The sequence below is a fragment of the Shinella yambaruensis genome, assembly GCF_050859155.1.
Classification (GTDB): Bacteria; Pseudomonadota; Alphaproteobacteria; order Rhizobiales; family Rhizobiaceae; genus Shinella; species Shinella yambaruensis.
This window is the reverse complement of the sequence record NZ_CP150638.1, coordinates 4390376-4407466: the sequence shown is the minus strand read 5'-3', so window position 1 is coordinate 4407466 and position 17091 is coordinate 4390376. Positions and strand designations below refer to the sequence as shown.

Annotated in this window: 18 protein-coding genes and 1 pseudogene; 7 read left to right on the top strand and 12 right to left on the bottom strand. The window is 66.3% G+C overall.

Annotation, left to right across the window (positions count from 1 at the left end):
* Position 1: 1 nt before the first annotated feature.
* The 7 genes and pseudogenes from WMC41_RS21395 to WMC41_RS21365 form a co-directional block, all read right to left on the bottom strand.
* Complete coding sequence (locus WMC41_RS21395; RefSeq protein ID WP_432346253.1) at positions 2 to 1468, bottom strand: CpaF family protein; 1467 nt, start codon at positions 1466 to 1468, stop codon at positions 2 to 4.
* Positions 1469 to 1504: 36 nt separating this feature from the next.
* Positions 1505 to 2788, bottom strand: coding sequence for an AAA family ATPase (locus WMC41_RS21390; RefSeq protein ID WP_244770374.1), 1284 nt, complete (start codon positions 2786 to 2788; stop codon positions 1505 to 1507).
* 62 nt (positions 2789 to 2850) lie between these two features.
* Positions 2851 to 3519 carry a CpaD family pilus assembly protein gene (locus tag WMC41_RS21385; RefSeq protein ID WP_272807250.1) on the bottom strand — a complete coding sequence of 223 codons (669 nt, stop codon included), beginning with the start codon at positions 3517 to 3519 and terminating at the stop codon, positions 2851 to 2853.
* Between the two features lie 59 nt (positions 3520 to 3578).
* On the bottom strand, positions 3579 to 5126 hold the full coding sequence (locus WMC41_RS21380) for a type II and III secretion system protein family protein (protein ID WP_432346250.1): 1548 nt from the start codon (positions 5124 to 5126) through the stop codon (positions 3579 to 3581).
* Between the two features lie 13 nt (positions 5127 to 5139).
* Positions 5140 to 5945, bottom strand: a pseudogene (gene cpaB, locus WMC41_RS21375) (Flp pilus assembly protein CpaB).
* A 191-nt stretch (positions 5946 to 6136) separates the two neighbouring features.
* Positions 6137 to 6640 (bottom strand): A24 family peptidase, encoded by a 504-nt coding sequence (locus WMC41_RS21370; RefSeq protein ID WP_244770378.1) that lies wholly within the window; start codon positions 6638 to 6640, stop codon positions 6137 to 6139.
* A gap of 117 nt (positions 6641 to 6757) precedes the next feature.
* On the bottom strand, positions 6758 to 6937 hold the full coding sequence (locus WMC41_RS21365) for a Flp family type IVb pilin (RefSeq protein WP_244770379.1): 180 nt from the start codon (positions 6935 to 6937) through the stop codon (positions 6758 to 6760).
* A 366-nt stretch (positions 6938 to 7303) separates the two neighbouring features.
* Here WMC41_RS21365 and WMC41_RS21360 point away from each other — a divergent pair, with 366 nt between their 5' ends.
* The 7 genes from WMC41_RS21360 to WMC41_RS21330 all read left to right on the top strand — a co-directional run bounded on the left by WMC41_RS21360 (position 7304) and on the right by WMC41_RS21330 (position 12840).
* Positions 7304 to 7672 carry a pilus assembly protein N-terminal domain-containing protein gene (locus WMC41_RS21360; RefSeq protein WP_317633324.1) on the top strand — a complete coding sequence of 123 codons (369 nt, stop codon included), beginning with the start codon at positions 7304 to 7306 and terminating at the stop codon, positions 7670 to 7672.
* A 124-nt stretch (positions 7673 to 7796) separates the two neighbouring features.
* Positions 7797 to 8402 (top strand): TadE/TadG family type IV pilus assembly protein, encoded by a 606-nt coding sequence (locus tag WMC41_RS21355; protein ID WP_432346248.1) that lies wholly within the window; start codon positions 7797 to 7799, stop codon positions 8400 to 8402.
* Positions 8402 to 9013 (top strand): TadE/TadG family type IV pilus assembly protein, encoded by a 612-nt coding sequence (locus tag WMC41_RS21350; RefSeq protein ID WP_288078718.1) that lies wholly within the window; start codon positions 8402 to 8404, stop codon positions 9011 to 9013. Before WMC41_RS21355 ends, WMC41_RS21350 begins: the two co-directional genes overlap by 1 nt.
* A 98-nt stretch (positions 9014 to 9111) precedes the next feature.
* Entirely contained in the window at positions 9112 to 10341 is a 1230-nt protein-coding gene (locus tag WMC41_RS21345; protein ID WP_432346245.1) for a phosphopentomutase, read from the top strand.
* Positions 10342 to 10349: 8 nt separating this feature from the next.
* Positions 10350 to 11306 carry an adenosine deaminase gene (locus tag WMC41_RS21340; RefSeq protein WP_432348392.1) on the top strand — a complete coding sequence of 319 codons (957 nt, stop codon included), beginning with the start codon at positions 10350 to 10352 and terminating at the stop codon, positions 11304 to 11306.
* A gap of 105 nt (positions 11307 to 11411) precedes the next feature.
* Entirely contained in the window at positions 11412 to 12041 is a 630-nt protein-coding gene (upp, locus tag WMC41_RS21335; protein ID WP_064332141.1) for a uracil phosphoribosyltransferase, read from the top strand.
* A 262-nt stretch (positions 12042 to 12303) separates the two neighbouring features.
* Positions 12304 to 12840 carry a TIGR02281 family clan AA aspartic protease gene (locus WMC41_RS21330; RefSeq protein WP_432346243.1) on the top strand — a complete coding sequence of 179 codons (537 nt, stop codon included), beginning with the start codon at positions 12304 to 12306 and terminating at the stop codon, positions 12838 to 12840.
* Here WMC41_RS21330 and deoA read toward each other — a convergent pair.
* Genes deoA through WMC41_RS21305 form a run of 5 tightly spaced genes read right to left on the bottom strand, consistent with a single transcriptional unit; the run spans position 12830 to position 17086 of the window.
* Entirely contained in the window at positions 12830 to 14143 is a 1314-nt protein-coding gene (gene deoA, locus WMC41_RS21325) for a thymidine phosphorylase (RefSeq protein WP_432346241.1), read from the bottom strand. The genes WMC41_RS21330 and deoA overlap by 11 nt on opposite strands.
* Before the next feature lies 1 nt (position 14144).
* The gene (gene deoC, locus WMC41_RS21320) at positions 14145 to 14918 is read right to left on the bottom strand and encodes a deoxyribose-phosphate aldolase (RefSeq protein ID WP_432346239.1); all 774 of its coding nucleotides are present in this window, start codon (positions 14916 to 14918) and stop codon (positions 14145 to 14147) included.
* Entirely contained in the window at positions 14911 to 15723 is an 813-nt protein-coding gene (locus tag WMC41_RS21315; RefSeq protein WP_432346237.1) for a purine-nucleoside phosphorylase, read from the bottom strand. The genes deoC and WMC41_RS21315 overlap by 8 nt, the downstream gene beginning before the upstream one ends.
* Complete coding sequence (locus WMC41_RS21310) at positions 15720 to 16112, bottom strand: cytidine deaminase (RefSeq protein ID WP_432346235.1); 393 nt, start codon at positions 16110 to 16112, stop codon at positions 15720 to 15722. Before WMC41_RS21310 ends, WMC41_RS21315 begins: the two co-directional genes overlap by 4 nt.
* A 2-nt stretch (positions 16113 to 16114) precedes the next feature.
* A complete protein-coding gene (locus WMC41_RS21305) occupies positions 16115 to 17086 on the bottom strand; it encodes an ABC transporter permease (protein WP_432346233.1) in 972 nt (323 codons plus the stop codon).
* Positions 17087 to 17091 lie beyond the last annotated feature (5 nt).

Sequence of the window (17091 nt, the reverse complement as noted above, 5' to 3'; positions counted from 1 at the left end):
CTTACGGCTTTTCCATCGCGTCGAGCGTTGCCGCCAGGCGCTTGTCCTCGTTGAAGTAGCGGGCGCGCTCCCAGAAATGCGGCTTGCCGATGCCGGTGCCCGTGTGCTTGCCGATGAGGCGCCCGTTGGCGTCCTCACCCTGGATGTCGAAGCGCATCAGGTCCTGCGTGACGATGACGTCGCCTTCCATGCCGACCACCTCGGTGATGTGGGTGATGCGGCGCGACCCGTCGCGCAGGCGCGAGGCCTGGATGATGATGTCGATGGAGCCGGAGATGATCTCGCGCACCGTCTTGGCCGGCAGGGTATAACCGCCCATGGCGATCATCGATTCCATGCGCGACAGGCATTCGCGCGGCGTGTTGGCGTGGATCGTGCCCATCGAGCCGTCATGGCCGGTGTTCATCGCCTGGAGGAGGTCGAACACCTCCGGGCCGCGCACTTCGCCGACGATGATGCGCTCGGGCCGCATGCGCAGGCAGTTCTTGATGAGGTCGCGCATGGTGATCTCGCCCTCGCCCTCGATGTTCGGCGGGCGGGTTTCGAGGCGCACCACATGGGGCTGCTGGAGCTGGAGTTCGGCCGAGTCCTCGCAGGTGATGACGCGCTCGTCACGGTCGATATAGTTCGTCAGGCAGTTGAGCAGCGTCGTCTTGCCCGAGCCGGTGCCGCCGGAGATGACGAGGTTGCAGCGCACCCGGCCGATGATCTGAAGCAGCGTCGCGCCTTCCGGCGTGATCGAGCCGAACTTGACCAGCTGGTCGAGCGTCAGCTTGTCCTTCTTGAACTTGCGGATGGTGAGCGCCGTGCCGTCGATGGCGAGCGGCGGGGCGATGACGTTGACGCGCGAGCCGTCGGGCAGGCGCGCATCGCAGATCGGGCTCGATTCGTCGACGCGGCGGCCGACCTGGCTGACGATGCGCTGGCAGATCGACAGGAGCTGGGCATTGTCGCGGAAGCGGATCTCCGATTCCTGCACCTTGCCGGCCACTTCGATATAGGTCTTGCCCGCGCCGTTCACCATGATGTCGGCGATGTCGTCGCGCGCCAGCAGCGGCTCCAGCGGGCCGTAGCCGAGCACGTCGTTGCAGATGTCGTCGAGCAGCTCCTCCTGCTCGGAGATCGACATCGCGAAATTCTTGATCGTGATGATGTCGTTGACGATGTCGCGGATTTCCTCGCGCGCGCTCTCGGTATCGAGCTTGGCGAGCTGCGACAGGTCGATCGTGTCGATGAGCGCGGAGAAGACCTGGCTCTTCGTGTCGTAATAGTCTTCCGTGCGCGGCGCACGGCGGCGGGCGGCCGCGGCCGGTGCCGGAGCGGGGGCCGGCTCGAAGACGGGCTGCGGCGGCGCGGCCACGACCGGGCGCTCCGCCGTCACGGTCGTGACGGAAGCCGGCGTGGCCTGGACCGCCTGGCCCGCCGAACCGCTCTTGCCGAAACCTTCATTGCCGCGTTTGCCGAACATGCCACTTCATCCAGTCTGTTGCGCCGCCCGTCGGGCCTATTTCTTGCCGATGAGGCCGAGCAGATTGCCGAGGCCGGTCTTCCTGGGTTTCTTGATCGTCGCGCGCCCCGTCACGAGATGGGCGATCTGCGAGAAGGTTTCCGCCGTCGGCGACTTTCGATCCATCTCGGCGATCATGCGGCCGCTGTTGGCGGCGGTGCCGAAGAGCTGCGCGTCGAAGGGAATGACCGCGATCGGCTGGATGCCGAGCGGTTCGCAGAAGTCGTCCGCCGCGATCTCCGGCCGTTTCGGCAGGCCGACCTGGTTGAGGATCAGGTGCGGCGGCTTGTCGTTCGGACGAAGCTTCTTCAAGGCATCGAGCATGTTCTTCGTGTTGCGCAGGTTCGCAAGGTCCGGCACCGCGGTGATGACCAGCTCGTCGACCTCCGACAGCAGCGTGCGCGTCCACTCCGACCAGGCATGCGGCACGTCGAGCACGGTCACCGGCGCGCTGCGCTGCAGCACCTCGACGATCGGCTGGAAGGAGCCGCGCTCGAGATCGTAGGCGCGGTCGAGCATGGAAGGGGCCGCGAGCAGCGACAGGCGCTCCGAGCACTTCGTCAGCAGGCGATCGAGAAACACCTCGTCCAGCCGGTCCGGCGCGTAGATCGCCTCGGAAATGCCCTGCGGCGGATCCTGGTCGAAGTCGATATTGGCCGTGCCATAGGGCAGGTCGAGGTCGGCGAGGATCACCTCCGTCTGGAAGAGGCTCGAAATGTCGAAGGCGCAATTGTGCGCGATCGTCGAGGACCCCACCCCGCCCTTGGCGCCGATGAAGGCGATGGTGCGGCCGAGCGGCTCGGCATCGGGATCGACGAAGATCGTCGACATGGCGTTGAGGATGTCGGCCATGCCGACGGGGCCGACCATGTATTCGGAGATGCCGTTGCGGAGGAGGTCGCGGTAGAGCGGGATGTCGTTGTAGCTGCCGACGATGATGACCTTGGTGCTCGGATCGCAGACCTCGGCGAGCGGGGCGAGCTCGTCCATGATGCCGCGCGGTTCCGTCGAGGTCTCCAGGATCAAAAGGTTCGGCGTCGGGGCCGAGGCGAACATGTTGGCCGCCGCCGCGATGCTGGCGCTGGAGACACGGAGGCTCACCTTGGCCATGCGGCGGTCCTGGCCGCAGCGCTCCATGGTGCGCAGCATGGCCTCGCTTTCGCAGAAGGCGTGGACCGAGATGCGCGGCAGCGGACGCACGCCCTCCAGTTCGGCGGACCGGACCGCCTCTTCCGCCTCAGCTGCGCCCGCGCGCTCGATGGTGTAATCTACTGTGCTCATCGTCATGCCCGTTCCTGGTGTCCGGCGGACCGGATGGATATGTGCCTGGCCCTAGCCGGCGATTACAGCGGCGGCTGGCCAAACTCGCGGTAGTCCTGAATCACCACATTGCGCTGCTCAGCATCGATCGGGGTCATGCCGCGCGGCTGCACGAGATCCATCGGATTTGCGATCTGGGCGGCAAGGTTCGCCTGCGATGCGCAGCCGAAATTCTGGTAGTTCTTGTTTTCCATCGTGTTGACGACGAGATCTTCCGGCCATTCGCCGCAGGGTCCCGCCTGGGCGGTGATGGCGAAGAAGGCAAGCCGGATCGGCGCATTGGCGCCGTAGCCGCTGGCATCGTAGCTCGTCTCGATCAGCTGGTCGCGCTTGATGCCCGCCGCCGTCAGCGTCGTGCGGATGTCCTTGCGCAGATGGTTGGCCGTCGCGGCATTGGCCGAGCTGCGCGGCAGCATGATCTGCACGGCGCTGCGCGATTTCGCGGCGTGGTCGGCGGCAAAGCCGCGGATGTTGTCGCGCATGGCCGCCGTCAGCGCCCGGTCGCCGATGGCGATCGGAATGTCCATCGTCTGCGCGGTTTCGGACAGCACGATCGGGTGGCGCGTACGGTAGTCGTCCGGGATCGAGGCCGTCGTGGACCGGTCCGGCCGCGCGCCGCAAGCGGCGAGCAGCGTGGCGGACAGGATGAGGGTCGCCGCGAGCGCGGCGCGCATCGGCAGGGGCCTGTGCATGGTGCGGTTCCTTGCGGGGAGCCAAGTCTTGCTGGTCGTGTCGCGCATGTCCCGTCCCGTCACTTGTAGATGAAACCGATGGAGCCGTGGTAGTTGCCCGCCGGCATGGCGTCTTCCTTGCGGCCGTAGATCTTGTTCACCTTGCCGAGGAAGAAGCTCGCCGCATCGTTGGTCGCGTTGAAATTGTCGTCCGGACGCTGGAGCGCGGTGCGCGCGACGGGCCGCACGAGATAGGGCGTGGCGATGATGACCATTTCCGTCTCGTTGCGTACGAAGTCCTTGGAGCGGAACAGCGTGCCGAAGATCGGGATCTTCGAAAGGCCCGGCAGGCCGGAGACGGCTTGGCGGATATCGTCCTTGACGAGGCCGGCGATGACGATCGAGCCGCCCGACGGCAGCTCGACGCTCGTCGTGGCCTCGCGGCGCCGGATGCCGAGCACCGTCATTCCGGGAATGGCCTGGGTGCCGCCATAGGTCGCCGACCCTTCGAAAGTCGGTTCGGAGACCTCCGTCTCGACACGCAGGCTGATGCGGCCGGGCGACAGCACGACCGGGCGGAAATTCAGCCGGATGCCGTATTCGACCTCGGTGATCGTGCGGGTGATGGTCGGGGACTTGCCGGCCTCGCCGCTTTCGATCGTCTGCTCGCTCGGGAGGCGGAAATCGCCGCCGACATAGAAGCGGGCCTCCTCGCCGGAAATCGCCGTCAGGCTCGGTTCGGCAAGGGTCCGCATCACGCCGGCCTGCTCCATGGCGCTCATGCTGCTGGAAAGGGCAAGGCCCCCGACCGTGCCGGAGAGGGCGCCATTGGAGACCCAGTCGGCCGCGCCGCCGAGATTGGTCGGGTTGCGGAAAGAGATGCCGCCACTCGATCCCTGGGCGGAGCCGTTGAAGCCGAGCTGCTTGAGCACCTGGCGGCTGACCTCCGCCACGGTGATCTTCAGCGTCACCTGGTCCTCGCCGTCGATCTTGAGCATGTTGACGACCTGGGAGCGCTGGCGCACTTCGCCGAAGATCGCCGCATCGCCATTGTTGCCCTGGGCCGTGATGTTGCGGGTCGTCGCCTCGCCGCCTCTCAGGAAGATTTCGGCAAGTCGCGTCGCCTGGGCGGCATCCTGCGGGGTGCGCACGGTGCCGTTCAGCACGATGTTGTCCGAAATGATCTCGACCTGGATGTCGGAGTCGGGAATGAAGCGGCGCAGGTTCGCCTGCAGGCCGTCGATGTCGCGCTCGACGGTGAGGTCGATGCTGACGATCTCCTCGCCGCCCGGCCCGAAGATGAAGATGTTGGTCTGGCCGACTTCCTTGCCGAACAGGTAGATACGACGCGAGGTGCGGGTGACCGCGTCCGCCTTGCCCGGATCGGCGACGAGGATGTCGTGCGCGTCGGTCGGCAGATCCACAACGATCGCCTTGTTGAGGCCGAGCTTCACCGCCTTGCGGGCACCGGGGCCGCTGTCGTTGATGCGGATGACGGAAGCGGTCGCCGCTTCGGCGGTGAGCGCCGGCGTGCCGCTGAACACGGTCTCCGCCAGGCCGGAAAGGGCGAGGCAGAAGCTCAGCCCGCCGGCGACAGAAGCCCGAAATGTCCTTGTGGTTCCAAACACGGTCAGCTCCTGATCACTTCTGGGCCGCGGGCTCGCCGCCGTTTACGATTTCGCCGGTCTTGATCACCTGGATGATCGGCATGCCGTCGCCGCCACTGAGCAGGTAGTCGGCCGCGCCGGTATCGGCCTCCTGTGCATCCGCGATGCTGCGCAGCGCCAGCGACAGGCGTTCGGCCATCTGCTGGGCGACGGCGATCACCTTGGTCTGGTCGGGCGTGAGCTCCAGCGTCGCGGTGGTGCCGATGGCGGATTTCGAGCCGTCCTCGTTTTCCTGGATCTGCTGGTCGATGGCGAGCACGCGCACGTTCGACAGCACGGTCTCGGTGATGTAGGAGCCTTCCGGGCTCTTGCGCACCATGATGACGTCGACGCGGTCGTTCGGCAGGATGAAGCCGCCGGCGCCGGTGGCGACCGAGATCTCCGTCGCGACCGCCCGTTTGCCGGAGGGCAGCAGCGACGACATGATGCGGTTGCTCGAATCGGCGATCTTCTCCTGGCGGATCGGTTCGCCATTGAAGATCGGCATGCGGGCGATGGCGCCGTTGAGGCTCTCCATCGCATCCGGCCGGTTCTTGTCGGTGATGAAGCCCTCGACGATCGAGCCTTCCGGCCAGGCCGTCCAGGCGATCGTTTCCGGATTGAGCCGCGCGCCGACCGGCAGGCTTTCCTTAGCGACCAGCACGTTGACGGTCGCCTCGCGCTCGACGACGGCTTCGGTCTGCACGGGCGCGCCCCCGCCGGCGACCGCAGGGCCAGAAGGCCCGCGACGCCCGCCGAAACGACGGCCACTGCCAGAATGATGATTCGCGCCGGTCTCATGTGGTTTCCCTGGGCTGCGGACTTTTCTATCCACCCACGCTAACCGGCAATGGTGTAATTATGGTTAATAACCGCCTTACGCGCATGGTTAACGCAAGACTAACGAAACCAGGCGCGGGACATGCGTCGGCCCCGGCGCTTCAACCGGGGCTGGCAAGGCAGGCATCGTGATGAAATGGCGGCCGGTCGCCTCAGCCGAGCGCCGCGACCATCAGCGGCGAGGACGGGTAGGCGAGGAAGGCGCCGATCCCGATCGCGATGCCATAGGGCACCTTCTTGGCCTTGAGCAGGTGATCGGGAACCGGCAGGCCCGATGCGAGGATCAGGTTCGTCTTGGCGCGCAGGGAGAGGATTGCAATGGTGAGCAATCCGCCGAAGACGGAAACATAGACCAGGTATTCGACGAGGGAGAGGCTCATGCCGAACCAGACGGCACTGGCCGTCAGGAGCTTGGCATCGCCGCCGCCCATGACATTGAGGGCGAAGAGCGCGAAACAGACGGAGAAGACGAGAAGGCCGGCCGCAAGATGCATGGCGATCTCCGTCAGGCCGAGGCCCGCCAGCGGCGCCACGACGACGAAGGCGACAAGGAGGATCGCCGAGACCCGGTTGGGGATGAGCATCGTCAGGAAATCGGAGCAGGCCGCGACCGCAAGGCAAAGCGGGAATACCACGAAGATGATTGCCTGGGCCATGATGCTCTCCTTTCGGCGCATGATGCGCCTCGTCCGTTTCGGAAAGGATAACTGAAAGCAAAAAGCCGCCTTTGCGGGGCGGCTTTCCGATATAGGGGCTACGCCTCCGGTCGCCGATTACTTCGGCACTTCGGCTTCCATCTTCGAGCCGAGCGTGCTGAACGTGTTGTTCAGCGAGTCGCCGAGCGCGCCGGCACCGGCGATCAGGGCAACGGAAACTAGTGCGGCGATCAGGCCGTATTCGATGGCGGTGGCGCCCGATTCGTCTTTCATAAGGCGAGCGAAAATCTTGGTCATGGTATTCTCCTAACTCCACGATGTTGGTTCAGCACGTCCGCCAACTGTTTCCGTTGTTCGGATGGTTGCAACCTACAGGCAAGCCATTTCCATCGACTTAAGGAAACCGGTTAACAAAGCCTTGCCACGCGGTGGCCGGATTTATGGTGAGCATTCGGTTAATCCCCTTACGCGCGCGTATTTCCCTTTGTTTGGCGCCGCTCGACGGGATAGGCGGGTCAAACGGGCGGCAGATAAATCTACAAGGTTAGCGAGTGGCTTAAGTCTTCGTTCACCATTCGCAGCGATGCTGTTGGTGTTTTATCGCCGGGATGACTGTTTATGGGACGCGACTTGATCTTCGCTACGGGTACCGCAAAGCTGGTGATGGCGGGCTTCGTCGTTGTGGCGACAGCCGCTTCCGCCCTTGCCGACGAACCGCTGATGCGCGTCTACATGGACCACGCCCGCGTGCTCAAGCTCGACCGCCCCGTCAGCAAGGTGATCATCGGCAATGCGGAGGTCGCCGATGCGACCGTGGCCGATTCCCAGACGATCGTCCTGACCGGCCGCAATTTCGGAACCACCAACCTGGTCCTGCTCGATGCGGACGGCAACGCCATCATCGACGAACGCATCCTCGTCTCGATCGACGAGGGCAACACGGTGCGCGTTTTCCGGCAGACGGACCGGTCGGTGCTCTCCTGCACGCCCAATTGCGAAGAGCACGTCGCCCGGAACAGGAGCGGTGGCTGACGCCCCGTCCCGCTTCGGGCGTCCGAATGCGGGAAACCGTTCAATTCTTCCCCTTTCCGCATACGAAATATAAACGGTCTGCGGCCTATCCTCGCCCGTGTCCAGCATTTGGGAACGGATCGCGATGTCGCTCGATCATGATGATGCACCTGTCCGCCGAAGGCCGAAGAAGGGCCTGTTCGGCCGCTTCCTTGCCCGGCGTGACGGCGCGACGTCCATCGAGATCGCGCTTCTCAGCCTGCCCTTCTTCATGATCGTCTTCGCCTCGCTCGAGACCTTCGTCGCCTTTTCCGCCGAACAGCTTCTCGCCAACGCCACCGAAACCATGGCGCGCAAGATCAGGACGGGCGAAATCCGCTCCTCGGGCAACGCCACCGTGGACACGGAGACGTTCCGCAAGGCCTTCTGCGACGAGATCGCCATCCTGATGCCCTGCTCGCCCCAGGAGATAAAAACGGCGGACAAGCTGTTTCTCGACGTCAGGAGCTTCGCGAAGTTCTCGGACATCCCGAAGACCACACCGCTCGTCGGCGCGGACCTCGACACGTCGTCCTTCAAGATCGCCCCCGGCGGCAAGCGGACCATCAACATCGTGCGTGCCTACTATCGCTGGGACATCGTGACGGACCTCATCCGTCCCTATGTCTCCAACATCCGCGCGGCCGACGGCTCCCGGCAGAACTACCTGATGATCGCGACGGCCGTCGTCCAGAACGAGGACTATCCGTGATGCGCAAGGTCCTTTCCCCACCGGATGTCGTCAAGGGCTGGCAGGGTGCCGGGCGCGGCGTGCTGCTGCGGCTGCGCCGCTTCGTCGAGGATCGCCGCGGCATCGGCGCCATCGAATTCGCCATCGTCGCCCCGCTGCTGATGATGGCCTATGTGGGTGCCTTCGAGATCACCGTCGCCATCACCTCCCTGCGCAAGGTCAGCAGGGCCTCCGCGACCGTTTCCGACCTCCTGACGCAGAGCAGTTCGACCAACAAGGCGACACTCGACACGATGAAGGACGTCGTCGCCAAGGTCGTGGCGCCTTTCCCCACCAAAAGCGCCTATACGCTGAAGATCACCGGCATCGCCGTTGCGGCCGACGGCAAGGCAAAGGTCGCCTGGTCGCGCGACCAGGCGGCGAGCACGCCCTATGCCAAGGGAAGCGCGGTGACGCTGCCGAGCCACATGGAAGCCAAGGACACGTTCATCGTGCGCACGGAACTGTCGGTGCCCTATTCCATCCTGCTTCTGGCGCCGAACCTCGATTCGCGGCTCAACAAGATCAACCTTTCCCGCACGAGCTATTTCCGCCAGCGCGTCGGCAAGACGATCGACTGCTCCGACTGCTGATCCCGATCCCGTTCGCCTCGCGATTTCGCTTGAACCCGTTGCAAGGCCCGTGTCATGTCTCGCAGTTCATCCGGACGCGGACAGACGGCAGGTGATCCATGGCGCGAGCCTTTCTCTTCGTTCTTGATTCCTTCGGCATCGGCGGCGGTCCGGATGCGGCCGCCTTCGGCGATCTCGGCGCCGACACGCTCGGCCACATCGCCGAGTTCTGCGCGGCGGGCGTTGCCGACCGGCCGGGTCTGCGCCAGGGGCCCCTGAAGCTCCCCAACATGTCGGCGCTCGGCCTGCTGCACGCCGCCCGCGCCGCCACGGGCCGTTTTCCGCAGGGCATGGACGTGCCGCAGCGCGTCTTCGGCTATCACGGCGCCGCCAGCGAGGTCTCCAACGGCAAGGACACGCCCTCCGGCCACTGGGAGATCGCCGGCACGCCCGTCAGCTTCGACTGGGGCTACTTTCCGGCGGAAGGCGACGCCTTCGAGCCGGATCTGGTGGAAGCCATAACGGCGGCCGGCAAGGTGCCGGGCATCCTCGGCAATTGCCATGCCTCCGGCACCGACATCATCGCCCGCCACGGCCTCGACCATATGCGCAGCGGCAAGCCGATCTGCTACACCTCCTCCGATTCCGTCTTCCAGGTCGCCGCGCACGAGCACGCCTTCGGCCTCGACCGGCTGCTCGCCTTCTGCGAAACGGTGCGAAAGATCCTCGACGAGCGGCCGGGCGGGCGCATCGGCCGGGTCATCGCGCGGCCCTTCGTCGGCGAGACGCCGGAGACCTTCGAGCGCACCGGCAACCGCCGCGACTATTCCGTGCTGCCGCCCGAACCGACCCTGCTCGACCGGCTGACGGAGGCCGGGCGCACCGTACATGCCGTCGGCAAGATCGGCGACATCTTCGCCCACCAGGGCATCGGCCGCCTCACCAAGGCGAACGGCAACATGGCGCTGTTCGACGCAACGCTCCGCATCATGGACGAGGCGACGGACGGCGATCTCGTCTTCACCAACTTCGTCGATTTCGACATGCTCTACGGCCACCGCCGCGATGTCGCGGGCTACGCCGCCGCGCTCGAGGCCTTCGACCGGCGCCTGCCGGAGGTGGACCGCAAGCTGAAACCCGGCGATATCGTCATCCTCACCGCCGACCACGGCTGCGACCCGACCTGGCGCGGCACGGACCACACGCGCGAGCGCGTGCCGATCATGAGCTTCGGCCCGGGCCTGCGCTCGCGCCTGCTCGAAACCCGCACCACCTTCGCCGACATCGGCGAAAGCGTCGCACGCCATCTCGGCATTGCGCCGGGCCCGCATGGAAGGAGCTTTCTGTGACGAAACCCATGCCCAAGGCGGAGCTGCACTGCCATATCGAAGGCGCGGCCCCGCCGGCCCTCGCCCTTTCCCAGGCGCAGCGCTACGGTATCGACACCTCCGCCTTCATCCGCGACGGCGAATATGCCTGGCAGGATTTCACCAGCTTCGTCGCAAGCTATGACGCAACGGCAAACCTCTTCCGCACGGAGGAGGACTATGCCCTGCTCGCCGAGACCTACCTCACCGGGATCGCCGAAGCCGGCGCCGTCTATAGCGAGCTGATCGTCTCGCCCGACCAGGGGGACGCCGTCGGCATCGGCGCCGATGCCTATATAAGCGGCCTTGCCGAGGGCGCCGAGCGGGCCCGGGCGAGAACCGGCATCGAGACGCGCCTTCTCATCGTCGGCATCCGCCATTTCGGCCCGGAACGGGTGATGAAGGCGGCGGAATATGCCGCCCGCCGGCCGCATCCGCTGATTTCGGGCTTCAACCTTGCCGGCGAGGAGCGCATGCACCGCGTCGCCGATTTCGCGCGCGCCTTCGACATCGCCCGCGATGCCGGCCTCGGCATCACCATCCATGCGGGCGAGCTTTCGGGCGCCTTCAGCGTGCGCGATGCGCTCGACCATGTCCGCCCCACGCGCATCAGCCACGGCGTGCGCGCCATCGAGGACGGCGACCTTGTAAGGCGGCTGGCCGACGAGGGCGTGGTGCTGGAAGTCTGCCCAGGCTCGAATATCGCGCTGAAGGTCTTCCCGGACTTCGAGCATCACCCGTTGCGCGCCCTTCACGACGCGGGCGTGCGCGTCACGCTCAATTCCGACGACCCGCCGTTCTTCCACACCTCGCTCGCCCGGGAATACGAGGTCGCCTCCTCCGTCATGGGCTTCAGCGACGAGGCGCTGCTCGGCATGACGCGGACCGCGATCGAGGCCGCCTTCGTCGACGAACCGACGCGCCAGAGGCTGCTTTCGCGGCTTTGACGGGCAAGCCGGCTGGGGATGTTGCCGGCCGGGCGCGCTCCACTCTTGCGGCCTTGCGCCGTTCCGTGGAAAAAGAGGCGTTTACTCGTTTTCGGAAGGTTGGCCATGGACGGCGTCACAGTCATCGATCACCCGCTCGTGCAGCACAAGCTGACCATCATGCGCAAGAAGGAGACCTCAACGGGAAGTTTCCGCCGGCTCCTGCGCGAGATCTCCACCCTGCTCTGCTACGAGGTCACGCGCGACCTGGAGCTGACCACCGCGCGCATCGAGACGCCGCTGGAGGAGATCGACGCGCCCGTCCTCGAAGGCAAGAAGCTGGTCTTCGCCTCGATCCTGCGCGCTGGCAACGGCCTGCTCGAAGGCATGCTGGAACTGGTGCCGTCCGCCCGCGTCTCCCATATCGGCGTCTATCGCGACCACGAGACGCTGGAGGCGGTCGAATATTTCTTCAAGGCGCCCGACAGCATCGACGAGCGCCTCGTCATCGTCGTCGATCCGATGCTCGCGACGGGCAACTCCGCCATCGCCGCCATCGACACGCTGAAGAGCCGCGGGGCGACGAACATCCGCTTCCTCTGCCTGCTCGCCGCGCCGGAAGGCATCAGGAGTTTCCGCGCGCACCACCCGGACGTGCCGGTCTATACTGCCTCCATCGACCGCCAGCTCAACGAGAAGGGCTATATCGTGCCCGGCCTCGGCGATGCCGGCGACCGCATGTACGGCACGAAGTGAGCGGCTGACCGGACAGGGCCTCTGCCCTCTCCTCCGTCATGGTCGGGCTTGACCCGACCATCCACGCCACACCCGCCGCATGGATCCTCGGGTCAAGCCCGAGGATGACTTGAGGGGGGGGCCTGGGTGCTGCAAAAGCATTTAACGCGCCATTTACCAAACCGATCGAAGATCGTGGAGAGGGGCGCCGTCGAGCGCCCCTTTTGCCATCCGTTAGCCGGATGCGTGCTATTTCGGGACAGATCCTCCCGGAGACTGTCCCATGTTCGTTCGCAGCCTTGTCTTTCTCGTCGGTTCCCTCGTCGCGGCCGCGGCCTTCGTGCCCGGCGTTGCGACCCGCTATCTCGACGCGACCGCCAAGGCGCCCGAGACGAAAGTGGAGAAGGCGGCCGTGGAGACAGGCAAGGCCGCGGCACGCTATACCGGCAGCCGCAGCGCCGTCATCAGCGCCGATCCGAGCGGTCATTTCACCGGCCTCTTCGCCATCAACGGCCGCAAGGAGGAGGGCCTGGTCGATACCGGCGCCAGCATGGTCGCCATCAACATCTCGACGGCGCAGCGCCTCGGCATCGCCAGGACGGACCTCGATTTCCGCTATGCCGTCGATACGGCGAACGGCAAGGCGCGCGCCGCCTATATCCGCCTCGACCGCGTCGAGATCGGCCCGGTGCGCATGGAGAATGTCGGCGCCATGGTGCTCGACGACAAGGCGCTGTCGGGCACGCTGATCGGCATGAGCTTCCTGAAGGGGCTGTCGTCCTACCGCGTGGAGGGCGGCAAGCTGCACCTCACCCGCTGATGCGCGTCAGGATGTCCGGCGAGGGCACGGGGGCCTCCGGCGCGATCCGGTAGAGCCCGGCAAGCCGCGCCGCGCCATGCGCCGCGCTCTCCGCATCCGCCGCATGCACGCGGCCGATCTCGTCGCCCTTCTCCACCGTCGTGCCGAGCGGCAGCAGCCGGTCGAAACCGACGCGATGGTCGATCCCGTCGTCCGGGCGGCTGCGCCCGCCGCCGAGTTCGATGACGGCAAGGCCAAGCCCACGCGTGTCGCAGGCGGCAAGATAGCCGGAATGCGGCGCGATGACCGGCCGGATGACAGGGGCGGGCGCAAGATAGGCCTCCGGCCGCTCCATGAGGTCGGCCGGGCCGCCGAGCGCCTGCACCATGCGCCCGAACGTCTCGGCCGCCGCGCCGCTGGCAAGGGCCGTGGCGGCCCGGCCTTCGGCGGCGGCGATATCCCGCTCCAGCCCTGAGAGCACGAGCATTTCCGCCGCGAAGGCGAGCACGATGCGCTCCAGGCGCGTCCCGGCCTTCCCGCCCTTCAGGAAGGCGATGCAGTTGGCGATCTCGACGGCATTGCCGGCGGCATCCGCGAGCGGCTGGTTCATGTCGGTGATGAGGGCGGCGGTCGTGACCCCGGCCCCGTTCGCGACCGCGACCAGCGAGCGGGCCAGCGTCTCCGCCTCGCCCGTCTCCGCCATGAAGGCGCCGTTGCCGACCTTCACGTCGAGCACCAGCGACCGGAGGCCGGCGGCAAGCTTCTTGGAGAGGATGGAGGCGGTGATCAGCGGCACCGAATCGACCGTCGCCGTGACGTCGCGGATGGCATAGAGGCGCTTGTCGGCCGGCGCGAGGTCCGCCGTCTGGCCGATGATGGCGCAGCCGACCTCCCGGACCGTGCGGCGGAAGCGCTCGGCGGAGGGCATGATCGTGTAGCCGGGGATCGATTCCAGCTTGTCGAGCGTGCCGCCGGTATGGCCGAGGCCGCGGCCGGAGATCATCGGCACGGCAAGCCCGCAGGCCGCCGCGATCGGCGCCAGCATGAGGGAGACATTGTCGCCCACCCCGCCGGTCGAGTGCTTGTCGGCGATCGGCCGGTCGATATCCGACCAGTCGAGCACATCGCCCGAATCGCGCATGGCGAGCGTCAGCGCAACGGTCTCCTCGCGCGCCATGCCGTTGAACCAGACCGCCATGGCGAAGGCCGCCACCTGCCCTTCCGAGACGCTGCCATCCGTGAGGCCGGCGACGAAGCGGGCGATCTCCCCGGCGGTGAGGGGCTCGCCGTTCCGCTTGCGGCGGATCGTCTCCTGCGGGAGCATGCTAGTAGCTCGCGGGCGGCGGCGGCGCGGACTGGCCGCCGAGCACGGAGAGGATGTCGCCGAGAAGGCCGGAGGCGCCGAAGCGGAAGGTTTGCGGCGTCGCCCAGCCTTCGCCGAGGATCGAGGCGGCGAGCGCGAGGTATTCGCCGGCATCGGCGACCGTGCGCACGCCGCCGGCCGGCTTGAAGCCGACCGGCTTGCCGCTGTCCCTGATCGCCGTCAGCATGATCTCGGCGGCCGGCAGGGTCGCATTGACGGACACTTTTCCGGTCGAGGTCTTGATGAAGTCGCTGCCGGCGGCAATGGCGAGGTCCGACGCCTTGCGGATAAGCGCCGCATCCTTGATCTCGCCGGTTTCCAGGATGGTCTTGAGACGCACCGGCGGCGTGCAGGCGGCCTTGACCGACGCCACCATCCCGCTCACCGCCGCCGCGTTGCCGGCGAGGAAGGCGCGGTAGGGGATGACGAGGTCGATCTCGTCAGCGCCATCGGCGATCGCCTGCTGCGTCTCCGCCAGCACGTCCCCGACCGCAAGGTCGCCGGAGGGGAAGTTGACGACGGTCGCGATCTTCACCGCGTGGCCCGCGCCGAGGATGCCCCGCGCCTGCGCCACGAAGCGCGGCCAGATGCAGATGGCGGCCGTGTTTCCGAAACGTGTCTGCGCCTGGGCGCAGAGCGTGTCGATGGCGGCGGCATCGCAAGTGTCGGTGAGGTCCGTCAGGTCGAGCAGCGAGAGCGCCTTCAGCGCGGTGGCCTTGATGCTGTCCTCATGCATGGTCTTCGTCTCCGCCCGCGATCATTTCGGCAAGGATCGCGGCGAGCCGCTTCCCGCCGATCGGGGCCATGTCCTTGGTTTCGTGATGGCTGAGTTCGCCGCCCGTCATGCCCGCACCGAAATTGGTGATGACCGAGGCGGCGGCGACCTTCAGGCCGAGATGGCGGGCGATCAGCACTTCCGGCACGGTCGACATGCCGACGGCATCGGCACCGAGGACGCGCGCCATGCGGATCTCCGCCGGCGTTTCGAAGTTCGGTCCCGAGAACCACATATAGACGCCCGACGACAGCGGGATGTCCAGTTTCCCGGCCGCCCTGTCCATGCGGGCGGCAAGGTCCGCGTCATAGGCATTGGTCATGCCGACGAAGCGGTCATCGCTGTCGATGCCGATCAGCGGATTGGCGCCCGAAAAATTGATGTGGTCGGAAATGCGCATGACCGAGCCGGGCGGCATGTCCTCGCGCAGCGATCCCGCCGAATTGGTGAGGATGAGCGACGTGACGCCGAGCCCCTTCAGCACCTCGATGGGCGGACGCATGGCATTGGCATCGCCGCGCTCGTAATAGTGCACGCGGCCGGACAGCATGATGACCGGCACCGCGCCGAGCGTGCCGATGACCATTTCGCCGGCGTGTCCCGAGACGGAACCGACGGGAAAGCTCGGCAGGTCCGAATAGGGTATGCACAGCGGGTTCTCGACGGCCTCGACAAGCGAACCGAGGCCGGAGCCGAGCACGATGCCGTAGCGCGGCAGGACGCCGCCGAGGCGGGCGCGAAGGAGTTCTGTCGTTTCCGCGCTCATCCGATCACATCCGTCGCAAAGCCGTGCGGCAGCAATTCTTCCATGGTCATGGTCTTCTTCACCCCGGCCTCGTCGCACAGGTAGATCGGCGTCCTGGCGGTGGCGAATTCCGCGATCTTCTGCCGGCAGCCGCCGCAGGGCGGGCAGAGCGGCAGCTTCTCGGCGATGACGGCCATTTCGACGATTTTTTTGTTGCCGGCCATGATCATGTGGCTGATGGCGGTCGGCTCGGCGCACCAGCCCTGCGGGAAGGACAGGTTCTCGATATTGGCGCCGGCATAGATCTTGCCATCCTCGGCGCGGATCGCCGCGCCGACGGGGAATTTCGAATAGGGCGCATGCGCGAAGGCCATCGCGGCGCGCGCCGCCTCGAAGAGGTCGTGGGACATTTTCAGCGCTCCTTGACGTAGGGCACGCCGCCGGCCTTCGGCGGAATGGCCTTGCCGATGAAGCCTGCAAGCAGGATCACCGTCAGGATATAGGGCAGCGCCTGCATGAACTGTACCGGTACCCTGCCGATCAGCGGGAAGGCGTAGCCCTGGTAGCGGATGGCGAAGGCATCGAGGAAGCCGAAGAGCAGGCAGGCGAAGAGGATGTTCTTCGGTCGCCACTTGGCGAAGATGAGGGCCGCGAGCGCGATATAGCCCTTGCCCGCCGTCATGCCCTTGGTGAAGCCGGCATTGGCGGCAAGCGAAAGGTAGGCGCCGGCAATGCCGCACAGGATGCCGCAGCAGATGACGGCGCGGTAGCGCAGCCAGATCACCGAGATGCCGGCCGTATCGACCGCGCCCGGATTCTCGCCGACGGCGCGAAGGCGAAGGCCGAAGCGCGTGCGGTAGAGGATCCACCAGCTCGCCGGCACCATCAGGAAGGCGAGATAGGTCAGCGGCGAATGGCCGGACAGCAGGCCCGAATAGAGCGGGCCGAGGATCGGCACCTCGCGCACGGTATCGGCAAACGGCAGCGTGATCCGCCCGAAGCGGCCGTCCTCCGTCAGCGCCGGCGTGCGCCCGCCCTGGCGGAACCAGGCCTCGCCGAGGATGACCGTGGAACCGGCGACGACGAAGTTGATGGCGACGCCCGAGACGATCTGGCTGCCGCGCTGGGTGATCGAGGCATAGCCGTGCACCAGCGAGAGCAGCACCGAGACGAGCACGGCGGCGAAAAGCCCCATCATCACGGATTGGCTGATATAGGCGACGCAGCCGGCCGCGAAGGCCGCGCCCAGCATCTTGCCCTCGAGGCCGATGTCGAAGACGCCGGCCCGTTCGGTGAAGAGGCCGGCAAGCGCGGCAAGGATCAGCGGCGTCGAGAGGCGGACGGTCGACTGGGCCAACTCGATGAAGACCTGAAAGAAATCCATGGGCG